Raw genomic sequence first — 14,143 nt, 5'->3', positions numbered from 1 at the left:
CGGTAGCCTGGTCGGGTGCCGCACGAGAGAGATGCTCCCCGTTTCCGCGACAAGCCCGTCTCGTTCGTGCGCCGCAGCGGCCGGATGAGCGACGCGCAGGAGCGCGCGTGGGCGGAGTTGTCACCGCAGTACGTCATCGACGTGCAGCGGGATGCCGCGGCCACCAGCATCCTTCCGGGGACCGCGATCGTGCCCGCCGAGGTGTTCGGGCGCACGGCGCCCCTGACCGTCGAGATCGGATCGGGTCAGGGTCATGCGATCGTCCACGCCGCTGCCGCTGCGCCCGAGCGTGATTTCCTCGCGGTGGAGGTGTTCCGCGCGGGGCTGGCGCGCACCATGCTCGATGCCGACCGCGCCGGCATCCGCAACCTCCGTCTCGTCGAGGCCAATGCTCCCGAGGTGCTCGAGCACCTGCTGCCGGCGGCGAGCGTGGATGAGCTGTGGATCTTCTTCCCCGACCCGTGGCACAAGGCGAAGCACAACAAGCGTCGCCTGATCGCGCCGCCGTTCCCGCCGCTCGCCGCGCGGGCGCTGCATGACGGGGGACGGCTGCGGTTGGCCACCGACTGGGAGGAGTACGCCCTGCAGATGCGCGAGGTCCTCGCCGGCGTCGACGCGTTCGCGCCCGCGTTCGACGGTGAGTGGGCCGAGCGGTTCGGGGGCCGCGTGATGACGGCGTTCGAGCGCAAGGGCCTCGCGAAGGGCCGCGAGATCCGCGACCTCGTCTACCGCCGCCTGCCGCGCGTGGCCTCGGGCGCGTGAGCACGGCGCCCCCCGCCCGAGATCGCTGGCGGGCCGTGCGCCCGCTGGCGCACCGCGACTTCCGCATTTTGTTCGGCGCGGTCGTGCTGTCGATCTCGGCGGCCGGGATGTGGGCCGTCGTCATGGTCTACGCGGTCATCCGCATCGACGACGATCCCGTGCAGCTGTCCCTCGTCGCCGCCGCGAACGCGATCGGTCTTCTCGCCTGTGCGATCCCGGGAGGCATCGCCGCCGACCGCCTGCCGCGCCGGGTGATCCTGCGTGCCGTGGAGACGGCGAATGTCCTCGCCGTCGGCTCGGTCGTCGTGGTGGGCCAGTTCGGCACCCTCACGATCGTCCACCTCACGATCGTCTCGCTCGTGCTCGGCGCCGGGGCGGGCTTCTTCTTTCCCTCCTACAGCGCGATCCTTCCGCGCATCCTTCCGGCCGAGCACCTGCTGCCGGCGAACGGGCTCGAAGGCGCGGTACGTCCCGCCCTGCAGCAGGCCGCCGGCCCCGCGATGGCGGGACTTCTGCTCGCCGCGCTGATCCCGAGCCAGGCCGCCGTCGCCGTGCTCCTCGCCCACGCGGCGGCACTCGTGCTGCTGCTGTTCCTCCGCCCCGAACCGGCTCCCGCCCCCGCCGACGCGTCCGACGGCGCCGTGTCGGGCCGGAGCATCCGCCACGACCTCGTCGAAGCCGTGCTCTTCACGATCCGCACCCCGTGGCTGCTGTGGACGCTGCTGTTCGCGACGATCTGGGTGCTCGTGACGATGGGTCCCGAGGAGGTGCTGCTGCCGTTCGTCACCCGTGAGCGCTTCGGCGACGATCCGCGTCTGTTCGGCTTCCTGCTGGCCTGCTTCGGTGCCGGCGGGGTGGTGGGATCTGTCGTCGTCTCGTCGCTGCGGATGCCGCGGCGCTACCTCACCGCGATGACCCTCGTGTGGGGCCTCAGCACCTTGCCGTTCGTGGTCATCGGCCTCACGCACGAGTACTGGCTGATGGCGGTGAGCGGCTTCGCGTGCGGCTTCGGCTTCAGCTACGGCAACGTCATCTGGGGGACGCTCCTGCAGCGCAGGGTGCCGCGTCACATGCTCGGGCGGATCTCGAGCCTGGATTTCTTCGTCTCCCTCGCGCTCATGCCCATCTCCATGGCGCTTGCCGGACCCTTGTCCACCGTCGTCGCGATCCCCGTCATCTTCATCGTGGCGGGGCTCGTCCCCTTCGTGCTGTCGCTGATCGTGCTGTGGGTCGCGCGGATGCCGCAGGACGAGATCGCCCACCCCCTCCACGATGACGAGGAAGGCTCACCGTGAGACAGGTCGTCGACACGCGGCGGCTCGGGGTGGGCATTGTTCCCGCGGCGGCGGTGTGCCTCGCCGCACCCGCGTTCTTCGTCCTGCTGCAGCCGCTGCTCGGCATCGCGCTGCTGGTCATCGGGCTCGGGGGAGCCGTCGCGCTCGAACGGCGGCGGGTCGCAGCATCCGCACCGTCGCTCGCGCGCGACCTGTCGCTCATCGCGATGGGGATGCTCGTGGTGAGTTCGATCTCGCTGGAGGCGAAGCTCGACACCCTCTCGATGATGCGATTCACCCTCGCGCTGGGCGGTGCGGTCGCGCTGCCCTACGCCGTCTCGCGGTGGGTGTACCGCGATCGGGCGATCCGATTCCCGTGGCGGGGTGGGGGACGCTGGCGCGGCTGGCAGTGGGGCTGGCTCGTCGCCGTGCTCGTGCTCGGCTGGCTGATCCTGCCGTTCTACTTCATCACCTCGGGCGTGTACCGCAACTGGCCGGTGGTGGACAGCCCCGACCTCATCGGCCGGCTGTTCGTCGGCGTCGGTGCCGTGGGCATCTGGGACGAGCTGTTCTTCATCTGCACGGTGTTCGCTCTGCTGCGCCGTCATCTCCCGGATGCCGCGGCCACCGTGCTGCAGGCGGTCGTGTTCGTCTCGTTCCTGTGGGAGCTCGGCTACCGCGCGTGGGGGCCGGTGCTGACGATTCCGTTCGCTCTGCTGCAGGCGGTCATCTTCCTCAAGACCCGCTCGCTCGGCTACGTCGTCACGGTGCACCTGCTCTTCGACGCCGTCGTGTTCGCGGTGCTCGTGCACGCGCACAACCCGGGGCTGCTGGACGCGTTCTTCCTCGTGGCGCCCTGAACGCGCCGCGGCATCCGTCGACGCTCAGCGCTCGCCGCGCAGGAGCTCCAGACCGGCGCTGGCGAACTGCCGCGTCGTCGCGGAGGGCAGGAACGCGCGCGCGAGTCCCGCGCCGATGCGCGGCAGGTCGGCCTCGTCGCGGAACAGCAGCGACATGGTCTCGTAGCGCGGGTGGAACTTGTGCTTGAAGCGGTGCAGCGACTGGAATCCGTACACCGGTTCGAGCGCGTCGGACAGTCGTGTGCTCAGCGCCGCCAGCCCCTGGGCCTCGGGCGGGTACTCGTGGGTGAGCGGCGCGCCGGACAGTGACATGAACTCGGCGCCCTCGTCGCGGAAGGCGACGGCCGAGCTGCCGATCAGGTACTCCATCACCGGTCCGAACCCGTGCTCGCGGCGGCGCATGAGGTCGAGCGTCCAGCCGCGCACGACGCCTTCGCCGTACACCGGCATCCACGACAGGAAGCCGTGCACGTCGCCGCGCGCGTCGAGGGCGAGCGCGATGCGCACCTCGGGATCGTCCGCTTCGGCGAGCGTTCCCAGCGTGAAGCGCATCTCGGGCAACTGCTTCTCGCCGACCCACTGGTTCGAGATCGCCTGCACCTGCGTGCGCACGCCCCACGACTCGTCGCGCAGATGCGTCAAGCGGAAGGTCATCTCCTCGCGACCCGCACGGTTGAGGGTCGTGCGCACCGAGTTCCACCGTTTGCCGGTGTAGGCCAGGCCCGGCAGGTCGACGATGGTGTCGTCCGCGACGACGAGCGCGCGCCACGAGTCCGGCACGGCCGCCTGCGTGGCGGCTCCCGCGCTGAAGAAACACGGAATGAGGGCCGCCTCCTCCGATGCCGCGATGAACTCGGCCACAGACGCGGGGCGTCCCTCTTCGGGCCCGAGCGGGTCGGCGAGGGCGATCGCCGCCCCGGCGCGGATCTGGTAGGCGACGACGCCGGTGCTCGTGCGCAGGTAGCTGTTGCCCTCCCAGGTCGTCATCCACGACAGCGTGCCGCCGCCGTGCGTGCGGATGAGGTCGGCGACCTCGGCGGTGCTCGGCTGCGCGCCTGGCGCCCCGAGCTCGCTGCGCCGGGCGCCGGAGAACGCGGCGCGCACTACGATGAGATAGACGAGCAGCACGAGCGCGATCAGGCCGCTGCCGATCTCGATCGCGGTCTCACCGTCGACGGGGACACCGAGGTCGAGACGCACGTCCAGCGTGACGATGACCGCGAGCAGCGCCGCGGCCAGGATGTTCAGCGCCAGCAGCACGAGAGCGCAGATCCACGCCCAGCGCCGCGCGCGCCGCAGTCCCTGGGCGATCACGAGCACCACGACGACGTCGATGGCCGTCGTCGTCCAGTCGCTGGAGAGCGGGTCGGTGGTCCCGAACGGGCCGTAGGTGGGGATGAGCGTCAGGATCACTTCGATGCCGACGAAGGCGAGCATGCCGATGAAGGCGATGAGGCGCTGCTCGCGGATGGTGGCGCGACGCGGTCGCAGGGTGCGGTCGAACACGAGCACGACGAGCACGGCGATGAGGTGGGAGAGGTCGGCCACGGTCCCGAGAACCAGGACTCCGACGATGACGACCGCGATGAGCACGAGCCATGCGCGCAGCCGCCACGGCGAGGCGAGCAGACCGATCACGGCGGCAAGACATGCGAAGGTGCCGCCGCTGGCACCGACATCGAGCGTGGTGGCGGTGTCTTGCACCCACTCCCAGCCGGAGAAGACACTGAGCACGGCCAACAGCAGCGATGTCGCCAGGACGGCGACGATCTGGCCGACCCAGAAGTACGCGAGGGCCACGCGCGTGCCGCGGGCGTACTCGAGTACGCCCATCGCGACGAATCCGATCAGGGTCGGCAGGAACAGCCAGGGCTCAGCGACGAAGAACGTGCCGGTGATGGGCGTCCACCATCGACCGGCTTCGAGCGCGGGCAGACCGTACGCCCACGTGTCCATGCCGGCGCTCTCGTCGAAGGGCGACCACAGGCCCTGCGAGAGGATGCCGACGATGAGGACGGCGGCCACGGTGAGCAGCGTCGCCGGCAGGTGGCGTACGAGACGCACGAGAGCGTGGGCCCGCGTCGTCGCGAGCTGATCTGCGCCTGCGGGGAAGGCGGCAGGCGCTGTCTCCGTCATGCCTTCACCGTACCGGCAGCGACGGTCGCCGCGTCGTATCCGGGCGGTGGTCGGACGCTCAGAGACGAGCCAGCAGTGCGGGGCCGAAGACGAGGAGGGCGGCGACGGGCACGACGAGCAGGCCGATCGCGATGACGCCGATCGCCACCATGCTGCCGAGCACCGAGAGGATGGCAGCGCCGAGGGAGGACGAGGAACGGGTGAGGGTCGAGGTGGTCATGTCTCGACGCTACGAACAGCAGGGTGGGCTCCACATCGTGCCGCGGATGCATCGGCATCCTTCGGGAGGATGATCCTCCCAGGCCTCTCACACCGGGGCGATAGGTTGCCTCTGACACGATCTGTCGGTGTCTCGAACGTCTCGTCCCGTCTCACGCCGCGTGCAGATCCGGCGCCGCCGGGTGACCGTGGGAGTTCTCGCCGTGCTCGCCGCCGCCGTCATCGCAGTGGTGGCCGTCGTGGCTTCCGACCTCAACGGCATCCACCGCTCCGACATCGCGATGCCGTCGGCCAGCCCCGGGGTCGCGCAGAACACGGGAGAGGTCAACATCCTGGTGATGGGACTGGACAGTCGCGTCGATCAGGACGGCAAGCCCTTCCCGCAGGAGATCTACGACGCGATCCACGCGGAGGATGAGAGCGTCGGCGGCTACAACACGAACGTGCTGATGTTCATCCACATCCCGGCCAACGGCGGCAAGGCGGTCGGCATCTCGATCCCGAGGGACGACTACGTCGACTACGCGAACGCGCCCGACGGGGTCACGAAGGGCAAGATCAAAGAGGACTACGGCCGCACGTTCCAGGCCACGTACGACGAGCTGACCGGCAACGGCACCGACGATGCGACGGCGTATCAGCGAGCCCGCGACGCCGCGCGGCAGGCGCAGATCCAGACCGTCTCGTCGTTTCTCGGCGGCGTGCGCATCGACCACTTCGTCGAAGTGACGATGGCCGCCTTCTACCGCGTCGCACAGGCGGTGCAGCCGATCACGGTGTGCCTCAACCAGGCGACGGCCGACACGTTCTCGGGTGCGGACTTCGCCGCCGGAATGCAGCAGATCGACGCCGCGCAGGCGATGGCGTTCGTGCGGCAGCGTCGCGACACGCAGTACGAGAACGTCGATCTCACCGACCTCGACCGCACGCGCCGGCAGCAGGCGTTCATGATCTCGCTCGCGGTCAAGCTCAAGAGTGCGCAGACGTTCACGGACTTCGGGGCGATGCGCTCGCTCATCGACACGGCGAAGCAGTACGTCGCGATCGATCAGGGCTTCGACCTGCTGAGCCTCGCGAGCACCGCGCAGCGCCTCGCGGGCGGTGACATCACCTTCCAGACGCTGCCGGTCGAGCGGTTCGGCACGATCGACGGCGAGAGCGTCAACATCGTCGACCAGGACAAGATCGCGGGCATCGTGCGCGACCTGCTCAACCCGCCGTCGCCGACCGCCGCGCCCACCGACGCGCCCACCGACGCCGCGAGCGACGCGCCGAGCTCTCCCTCCGATGGGGCCGACGGGTCATCGCCGTCGCCATCGGGGTCTCCGGCCTCGCAGAGCTACACCAACTCGCAGCAGCCGATGGTGTCGGGTGCGGTGCCCTGCGTGAACTGATCTCGACAGATTCATAGCCCCGCATGCTTCCGTCGTCGTGGTCCGCGGCGTAGCGTCTCAACGACAGCGACGATCGGGCCGCTGCCGATGCAGCGAAGGAGCAGCCATGGTACAGTCGTCGACATTCACCGGACGGACGATCATCGTCACCGGGGCAGGATCGGGGATCGGTCGAGCAACCGCTGTGCGCTTGTTGGGTGAAGGCGCGCGGGTCGTCGGTGCGGATGTGTCGGTAGAGCGGCTCGACGCCCTGCGAGCTGAAGCGTCGGTGGATCGACTCGTGACGGTGGCGGGCGACATCGCCGACGCCGCGACGATCCAGCACATCGTGGATGCCGCGGGTCCGACGATCGACGGGCTGGCGAATGTCGCAGGGATCATGGACGCCTTCCTCCCGCCGGCCGAGGTGGACGACGAGACGTGGGATCGCGTCTTCCGCGTGAACGTCACGGCGCCGATGCGCCTCACCCGTGCGGTACTTCCCGCCATGATCGAGCGCGGGCAGGGCGCCATCGTCAACGTCGCCTCGGAGGCGGCATTGCGCGCCTCATCGGCGGGGGCAGCGTACACGGCGTCGAAGCACGCGATCGCAGGCTTCACGAAGAGCGTGGCATTCTTCTACGGCCCGCAGGGCATCCGTGCGAATGCGGTGGCCCCGGGGGCCGTCGCGACCAACATCGAGGCGCCGATGAAGAGCGAGTATGCGGCGGGACGGATCGGTCCGATCATGCAGGCGCTGATGACCCCTGTCGCGACCGCCGAGCAGCTCGCGTCGGCGATCGTGTGGCTGCTGAGCGATCAGTCAGCCAACATCAACGGCGTCGTCCTGCCGAGCGACGGCGGGTGGTCGACGATCTGACGGCGAGCGGATCGCGCCGTGTAGTGGAGTGCCCCCGACAGGAATCGAACCTGCGACCTTTGGTACCGGAAACCAACGCTCTATCCCCTGAGCTACGGAGGCGTACCGATCGAGAGTATCACCGACGAGGGCTCCGCCACGCCGCCGGCGGCCCCGGATCTGCGGCGATCGACGGTCGGCGGGGGCGCGTTGCGGCATCCCTCTGGAGGGTCGAAACATCGGTGTACGCGGAGGCCATCGCGGCGTGCGAGGATACTCCGGTGCAACGCCTCGTGACCGCCGAACTGGACCTCGATCTCGGTGCTTCCGTCGACCTCATCTTCCAGATCGCCGCGGCCCAACCGGCACCGGTTCTGCGGGAGGAACTGACGTTCACGCAGGGCGATCGCGTCTACACGCCCACCGAGATCATCGACCAGTCCGGCAGCCGCCTGCACCGCCTGCTCGGCGAGGCCGGCCGCCTCGAGGTGCGCTACGAAGCCCTCATCGACGGGCAGGTCGCGCAGCGCGCCACAAGCGACCTCGAAGCCATCACCTACCTGCGTCCGAGCCGCTACTGCCAGTCCGACGAGGTGTTCTCGCAGGCGCGCCGCCAGTTCCGCGGCCTGCAGGGGCTCGAGCTCATCACGGCGGTCAGCGAGTTCGTCGCCTCCAGCACGACCTACACGCCGGGTTTGAGCCAGGGCACCGACTCCGCCGTCACGACCCTCATGACCGGACAGGGCGTCTGCCGCGACTACGCGCACGTCGTCATCGCACTGCTGCGCGCCATGGACATGCCCGCCCGCTACGCCGCGTGCTTCGCCCCCGGCCTTCGCCCCATGGACTTCCACGCCGTGGCCGAGGCCTACCTCGACGGCAGCTGGTACGTCATCGACGCCACCCGGCTCGCCAACCGCCGCTCGCTCGTGCGCATCGCGACCGGTCGCGACGCCGCCGACTGTGCCTTCCTCAGCTACCACGGCGGCTATGTGGGCCTGCAGCGCATGCGCGTCGACGCGTGCGTCCTGCCCGACGATGCGGCCGACGTGGGGGCGCAGGATGCCGCCGCGGCGGCATCCGACCCCGCTCTGGACGACTTCGCCGAACTCATCCAGCTCGCCTGACCCTGACCGGTGGCTGCTCCGCCGGCGCGCGCGGCGGCGCGGATGCCGAGGTCCGCACGCAGGTGGGGGACAGCGGGCGCCCGTAGACTTGACGGGCTATGAATCCCGATGCCCTCGCCGCCGCCCTCCTCGCCGTCATCGCCCCGCTCGCCGAGGCACGACGTCCCGGCTCGAGCGCCGGTCTGACCGCGGCCGATTTCCCCCTGGAGCGCCCGCGCAACCGTGACCACGGCGACTGGGCGTCCAACGCCGCCCTGAAGCTCGGCAAGGTCGTCGGGGTGAACCCGCGCGAGTTCGCGCAGGAGATCGCCGACGCGCTCGCCGCGACCGACGGCGTCGCCAGCGTCGAGGTCGCCGGGCCGGGGTTCATCAACATCCGCCTCGAAGCGGGAGCGGCCGGCGCCCTCGCCAAGACCATCGTCGAGGCGGGCGCGGCCTACGGCACCAACGACACCCAGCGCGGACAGAGCATCAACCTCGAGTTCGTCAGCGCCAACCCCACCGGCCCCATGCACATCGGGCACACCCGGTGGGCAGCGCTCGGCGACGCGATCGCCCGCGTGCTGCTGGCCAGCGGCGCGACGCTCGTGCGCGAGTTCTACATCAACGACGCGGGCGCGCAGATGGACCGCTTCGGACGTTCCGTCCTCGCCGCGATCAAGGGCGAGCCGACGCCCGAGGACGGCTACCCGGGCTCGTACATCGGCGACCTCGCCAGCCGCGTGCTCGCCGAGCTGCCCGGCATCCTCGATCTGTCCGACGACGAGCAGCTTGTGCAGGCGCGCGACCGCGCCTACACCCTGCAGCTCGCCGATCTGCAGGCGTCGCTGGAGAAGTTCAACGTGCACTTCGACGTCTTCTTCAGCGAGCGCACGCTCCACGCGCACGGCCCGAACGGCGAGCCCAGCCTCGTCGACGAGGCCGTCGACCGTCTGCGCGCGCAGGGCCACGTGTTCGAGCAGGACGACGCCATCTGGGTGCGCACGACCGACTTCGGCGACGACAAGGATCGTGTCATCCGCCGCTCCAACGGCGAGTACACCTACTTCGCCGCCGACGCCGCGTACTACCTGAACAAGAGCGACCGCGGCTTCGCGCACAAGATCTATCTGCTCGGCGCCGACCACCACGGCTACGTCCACCGCCTCAAGGCGCTCGCCGGTGCTGCCGGCGACGACCCCGAGAAGGACATCGAGGTGCTCATCGGTCAGCTCGTGTCGGTCAACGGCGCCCGCCTGTCCAAGCGCGCCGGCAACATCATCGAGCTCGACGACCTGCGCGACTGGCTCGGCACCGACGCGCTGCGCTACTCGCTGGCGCGCTACCCCGCCGACTCGCCGCTGACGCTCGATCCCGAGATCCTCACGAAGCGCACGAACGACAACCCCGTGTTCTACGTGCAGTACGCGCACGCCCGCACGCACAACGTCGCCCGCAACGCCGCTGACTCCGGTGTCGATCGCAGCGTCTTCGCCCCCGAGCTGCTCGAGCACGAGACCGAGTCGGCGCTGCTCGGGGCACTGCAGGAGTTCCCGCGCATCGTGGCCTACGCCGCCGAGGTGCGCGAGCCGCACCGCGTCGCGCGCTACCTCGAAGAGCTCGCGAGCCTGTATCACCGGTGGTACGACAACTGCCGCGTGACCCCGCTCGGCGACGAGCCCGTCACCGACCTGCACCGCACGCGCCTCTGGCTCAACGACGCCACCGGTCAGGTGCTCCGCAACGGCCTGGATCTGCTCGGAGTGAGCGCACCGGAGCGGATGTGACGTGAACGACCAGCGCCCCACGCAGCCGCTTGCCGACCCCTCTGCGCGGTGGGTGCTGTCGACGGATGCCGCGGCATCCGCCCCGCGACGGCGCAGCCGCCGCTGGCCGTGGCTGATCGCGGTGCTCGCGGTCGTGCTGCTGGCGGTCGGCGCGTGGTTCGCCGGAGAGTACATCGCCCGCGGCATCGTGGAGCGGACGATTCGCGACCAGGTCGCCTCCCGCCTGGACATCCCCGCCGATCGGCACGTCGACGTGGATGTGCGCGGCCAGGTGATCCCGCAGCTGATCGGCGGGCGCCTCGACGATGTCACGGTCTCGGCCGCCGATGTGAGCCTGGGCGCGCTGACCGGCGATGTCGAAGTGCATGCGGCGGGTGTGCCCATCCGCGGTGACGCCCCGCTGCAGAGCGCGAGCGCGACGGTGCGGCTCGACCAGGATCAGGTGCGGGCGCTGCTGGGTACCGTCGACGGATTTCCCGCGGATGCCGTCACCGTCGAGGCTCCCGACATCGTGATGTCCACCGAGCTGACGGCGTTCTCCCTCTCGGTGCCGGTCGGCGTGAGCCTCACACCGTCGGCATCCGGCGGTGACCTGGTGCTCACCCCGCGGACCCTTCGTGTCTCGGGAGCCGAAGTGTCGGCCGACGTGCTCATCGACCAGTTCGGAGCGTTGGCGCGGACGGTCGTGCGCGACTGGGATGTGTGCGTGAAGCAGTACCTGCCGGTGGGGCTCACGCTGTCGGGTGTGCGCGTGGACGGAGCGCAGGTGGTCGCCGACGTCGCCGTCGATCCGCGGATCACCGTCGATGCGGCGCTGCAGCAGAAGGGCACGTGCAGCTGAGGGAGCCTCTCCCACCGACGCGTCACATGCGCGGGCCGGAATGCGCAGGTGCCCTAGACTTCTAGGACTGCCGGGCGTGACGTCACCGACGGCAGCCCGACCCCACACGATTGGTTCCGCACGTGTCCGCCGCCTCCGACCGCCCGCTCGTGCCCGCGTGGCTTGCCGAACCGGCCGATGCGAACGCGCTCGCGCCGCTGGTGTGGCCGGCCTCGACCGCGCGTGATGCCGACGGCCAGCTCGAGATCGCGGGCGTCGGCGTCGCCGAGCTGCGCGCACGATTCGGCACTCCTTTGTATGTCCTCGACGAGGACGGTGTCCGCACGCGCGCACGCGAGGTGCGCGAAGCGTTCACCGTGGCGGCCGCGCGCCGCGGCGTGCAGGCACGCATCTATTACGCCGGCAAGGCGTTCCTCTCGACCGAGGTCGTGCGCTGGGTGACCGAGGAGGGCCTCGCCGTCGACGTCGCCACCGGCGGCGAGCTCGCTGTCGCCCTCGCCGCCGGCGCCGATCCGTCCCGCCTCGGCCTGCACGGCAACAACAAGTCGGTCGCCGAGCTCGAGCGCGCCGTCGAGATCGGCATCGGCTCGATCGTGATCGACTCACGTATCGAGCTCGAGCGTCTCGCCGCGATCGTCGAGCGGCGCCGCGCGGACGATGCGGCCCCGCAGGCGGTGCTCGTCCGCGTCAACAGTGGTGTGCACGCCGAGACGCACGATTTCCTGGCGACCGCCCACGAAGACCAGAAGTTCGGCTTCGCCCTGTCCGACGCCCCCGCGGTCGTCGCCCGCATCCGCGAACTGCCGGGCCTGCGCTTCGTCGGGTTGCACTGTCACATCGGCTCGCAGATCTTCGGTACCCGCGGATTCGAAGAGTCCGCGGCGCGCGTGGTCGACCTCCACGCCGAGCTGCTCGCGGGCGGCGACATCCCGCTCCTCAACCTCGGTGGCGGCTTCGGCATCGCCTACACATCGGTCGACGAGCCCACGCCGATCGCCGATCTCGCCGAGGGTATCGTCGAGGCCGTCGCGCGGGAGTGCGACGTGCGCGGCATCCCCCTGCCGAATCTCGCGTTCGAGCCGGGCCGCACGATCGTCGGACGCGCCGGCGTCACGCTCTACGAAGTCGGCACGGTCAAGCCCGTCCGCGCCAGCGACGACCTCACCCGCCTCTACGTGAGTGTCGACGGCGGCATGAGCGACAACGCCCGGCCCGCGCTGTACGGCGCGCAGTACTCGGCGCGCCTCGCCTCACGCACCTCGGATGCCGCGCCCGCCCTGTCGCGCGTCGTGGGCCGTCACTGCGAGTCCGGCGACGTCGTCGTCGACGCCGAGTACCTGCCCGGCGACATCACTCCCGGCGACCTTCTCGCGGTGCCGGCGACGGGCGCCTACTGCTTCTCGTTGTCGAGCAACTACAACTTCGTGCCCCGTCCGCCCGTCGTCGCGGTGCGGGGCGGCGCCGCCCGCGTCATCGTCCGCGGCGAGAGCATCGACGACCTGCTCGCGCGCGATCTCGGGGTCGCGGCCCCCGCATCGCCCGAGACATCCCCGGCTGAGGAGAACGAATGACCGACTACCGTCGACTGCGCGTGGCCCTGCTCGGAGCCGGAGCCGTCGGATCCCAGGTGGCCGACCTCCTGCGCACGCACGCGGACGAGCTCTCCGACCGTGCGGGGGCTGCCCTCGAACTCGTCGGCATCGCGGTGCGCAACCCCGACGCTCCCCGCGACACCGACCTGCCCCGAGAGCTGTTCACCACCGACTCGGAGCAGCTGATCGTGGGCGCTGACATCGTCATCGAGCTCATGGGCGGCATCGAGCCGGCCCGCACCGACATCCTGCTCGCCCTCTCGTCCGGCGCCGACGTCGTCACCGCGAACAAAGCTCTGCTGGCCACCCACGGTCCCGAGATCTTCGACGCTGCCGACCAGGTGGGCGCCTCCGTCTACTACGAGGCCGCGGCCGCCGGCGCCATCCCGATCATCCGTCCGCTGCGCGACTCGCTGGCCGGTGACCGTGTGCAGCGCATCATGGGCATCGTCAACGGCACCACGAACTACATCCTCGATCGCATGGACACCGAGGGCACCGAGTTCGCGGACGTCCTCGCCGACGCGCAGCGACTCGGTTACGCCGAAGCCGACCCCACGGCCGATGTCGAAGGCTACGACGCGGCGCAGAAGGCCGCCATCCTCGCGTCCCTCGCGTTCCACACGGCCGTGCCTCTCGAGGCCGTGCACCGCGAAGGCATCACCGGCATCGACCGCCAGACGATCGACGCGGCGCGCCACGCCGGCTACGTCATCAAGCTGCTCGCGGTGTGCGAGCGCATCACGGATGCCGAGGCGGACTCGCCCACCGGCGAAGCCATCTCGGTGCGGGTGTACCCCGCGCTGATTCCGCGAGAGCACCCGCTGGCGAGCGTCCACGGCGCCAACAACGCGGTGTTCGTGCAGGCCGAAGCCGCCGGAAACCTCATGTTCTACGGCGCGGGTGCCGGCGGCGTGCAGACCGCGTCGGCGGTGCTCGGCGATGTCGTCTCGGCCGCCCGCCGCCACATCGCCGGCGGTGTGGGCGTCGGTGAGTCCACGCGTGCGAACCTTCCGGTCGTGCCGATCGGCCGCGTGACGACGCGTTACCAGATCACCCTCGAGGTCTCCGACGAGCCGGGCGTTCTGGCCACCGTCGCCGGCATCCTCAGTGAGGGTCGGGTCTCGATCGCGACGATCGAGCAGACCATCGAACCGGCTGCGGAGGAGAAGAGCCTGCTCCCCGCCGCACAGGGCGTCGCGGGCATCGCGCGCCTCGTCATCGGCACCCACACGGCCCGCGAGCAGGATCTCAGCGACACCGTCGACCGTCTCGCCGCCAGCGGCGTGGTCGACCGGGTCGTGTCGGTCCTGCGCGTCGAAGGAAACTGAACT

12 protein-coding genes and 1 tRNA gene are annotated in these 14,143 nt (G+C 70.2%); 10 read left to right on the top strand and 3 right to left on the bottom strand.

Features of this window, described 5'->3' with window-relative positions; genetic code table 11:
* Nucleotides 1–15 precede the first annotated feature (15 nt).
* The 3 genes from trmB to DEU37_RS10460 are packed head-to-tail and all read left to right on the top strand — an operon-like array spanning nt 16 to nt 2,896.
* Nucleotides 16–762: a tRNA (guanosine(46)-N7)-methyltransferase TrmB gene (gene trmB, locus DEU37_RS10470; protein WP_121190625.1), complete on the top strand. Its 747-nt coding sequence runs from the start codon at nt 16–18 to the stop codon at nt 760–762.
* Complete coding sequence (locus DEU37_RS10465; protein ID WP_121190624.1) at nt 759–2,057, top strand: MFS transporter; 1,299 nt, start codon at nt 759–761, stop codon at nt 2,055–2,057. Before trmB ends, DEU37_RS10465 begins: the two co-directional genes overlap by 4 nt.
* Nucleotides 2,054–2,896, top strand: a complete 843-nt coding sequence (locus DEU37_RS10460) for a CPBP family intramembrane glutamic endopeptidase (protein ID WP_121190623.1) — start codon at nt 2,054–2,056, stop codon at nt 2,894–2,896. Before DEU37_RS10465 ends, DEU37_RS10460 begins: the two co-directional genes overlap by 4 nt.
* 24 nt (nt 2,897–2,920) lie before the next feature.
* On the opposite strand, the gene DEU37_RS10455 is transcribed toward DEU37_RS10460, so the two are convergent.
* Together DEU37_RS10455 and DEU37_RS14865 are read right to left on the bottom strand one after the other, a co-directional pair.
* Nucleotides 2,921–5,032, bottom strand: a complete 2,112-nt coding sequence (locus DEU37_RS10455) for a phosphatidylglycerol lysyltransferase domain-containing protein (RefSeq protein WP_121190622.1) — start codon at nt 5,030–5,032, stop codon at nt 2,921–2,923.
* Between the two features lie 58 nt (nt 5,033–5,090).
* Nucleotides 5,091–5,252: a hypothetical protein gene (locus tag DEU37_RS14865; RefSeq protein ID WP_183043652.1), complete on the bottom strand. Its 162-nt coding sequence runs from the start codon at nt 5,250–5,252 to the stop codon at nt 5,091–5,093.
* A 127-nt stretch (nt 5,253–5,379) separates the two neighbouring features.
* Here DEU37_RS14865 and DEU37_RS10450 point away from each other — a divergent pair, with 127 nt between their 5' ends.
* Nucleotides 5,380–6,645, top strand: a complete 1,266-nt coding sequence (locus DEU37_RS10450) for an LCP family protein (RefSeq protein ID WP_259457250.1) — start codon at nt 5,380–5,382, stop codon at nt 6,643–6,645.
* A gap of 106 nt (nt 6,646–6,751) precedes the next feature.
* Complete coding sequence (locus DEU37_RS10445; protein WP_121190620.1) at nt 6,752–7,504, top strand: SDR family NAD(P)-dependent oxidoreductase; 753 nt, start codon at nt 6,752–6,754, stop codon at nt 7,502–7,504.
* Between the two features lie 29 nt (nt 7,505–7,533).
* Here the strand turns inward: DEU37_RS10445 and DEU37_RS10440 are convergent.
* Nucleotides 7,534–7,606 (bottom strand) — tRNA-Arg (locus DEU37_RS10440).
* Between the two features lie 158 nt (nt 7,607–7,764).
* Here DEU37_RS10440 and DEU37_RS10435 point away from each other — a divergent pair.
* From DEU37_RS10435 to DEU37_RS10415, 5 genes are all read left to right on the top strand, one after another.
* A complete protein-coding gene (locus DEU37_RS10435) occupies nt 7,765–8,610 on the top strand; it encodes a transglutaminase family protein (protein WP_121190738.1) in 846 nt (281 codons plus the stop codon).
* Nucleotides 8,611–8,708: 98 nt separating this feature from the next.
* The gene (locus DEU37_RS10430) at nt 8,709–10,376 is read left to right on the top strand and encodes an arginine--tRNA ligase (protein WP_121190619.1); all 1,668 of its coding nucleotides are present in this window, start codon (nt 8,709–8,711) and stop codon (nt 10,374–10,376) included.
* Between the two features lies 1 nt (nt 10,377).
* Nucleotides 10,378–11,217: a DUF2993 domain-containing protein gene (locus DEU37_RS10425; protein WP_121190618.1), complete on the top strand. Its 840-nt coding sequence runs from the start codon at nt 10,378–10,380 to the stop codon at nt 11,215–11,217.
* A gap of 122 nt (nt 11,218–11,339) precedes the next feature.
* The gene (gene lysA / locus DEU37_RS10420) at nt 11,340–12,788 is read left to right on the top strand and encodes a diaminopimelate decarboxylase (protein ID WP_121190617.1); all 1,449 of its coding nucleotides are present in this window, start codon (nt 11,340–11,342) and stop codon (nt 12,786–12,788) included.
* Nucleotides 12,785–14,140, top strand: coding sequence for a homoserine dehydrogenase (locus DEU37_RS10415; RefSeq protein WP_121190616.1), 1,356 nt, complete (start codon nt 12,785–12,787; stop codon nt 14,138–14,140). Before lysA ends, DEU37_RS10415 begins: the two co-directional genes overlap by 4 nt.
* The last annotated feature ends 3 nt before the right edge of the window (nt 14,141–14,143 follow it).

It is taken from the genome of Microbacterium sp. AG790 (assembly GCF_003634765.1).
In the GTDB taxonomy this organism is placed as follows: Bacteria; Actinomycetota; Actinomycetes; order Actinomycetales; family Microbacteriaceae; genus Microbacterium.
Note: the sequence above shows the minus strand (reverse complement) of the source record. Positions and strands in the feature narration are given on the sequence as shown.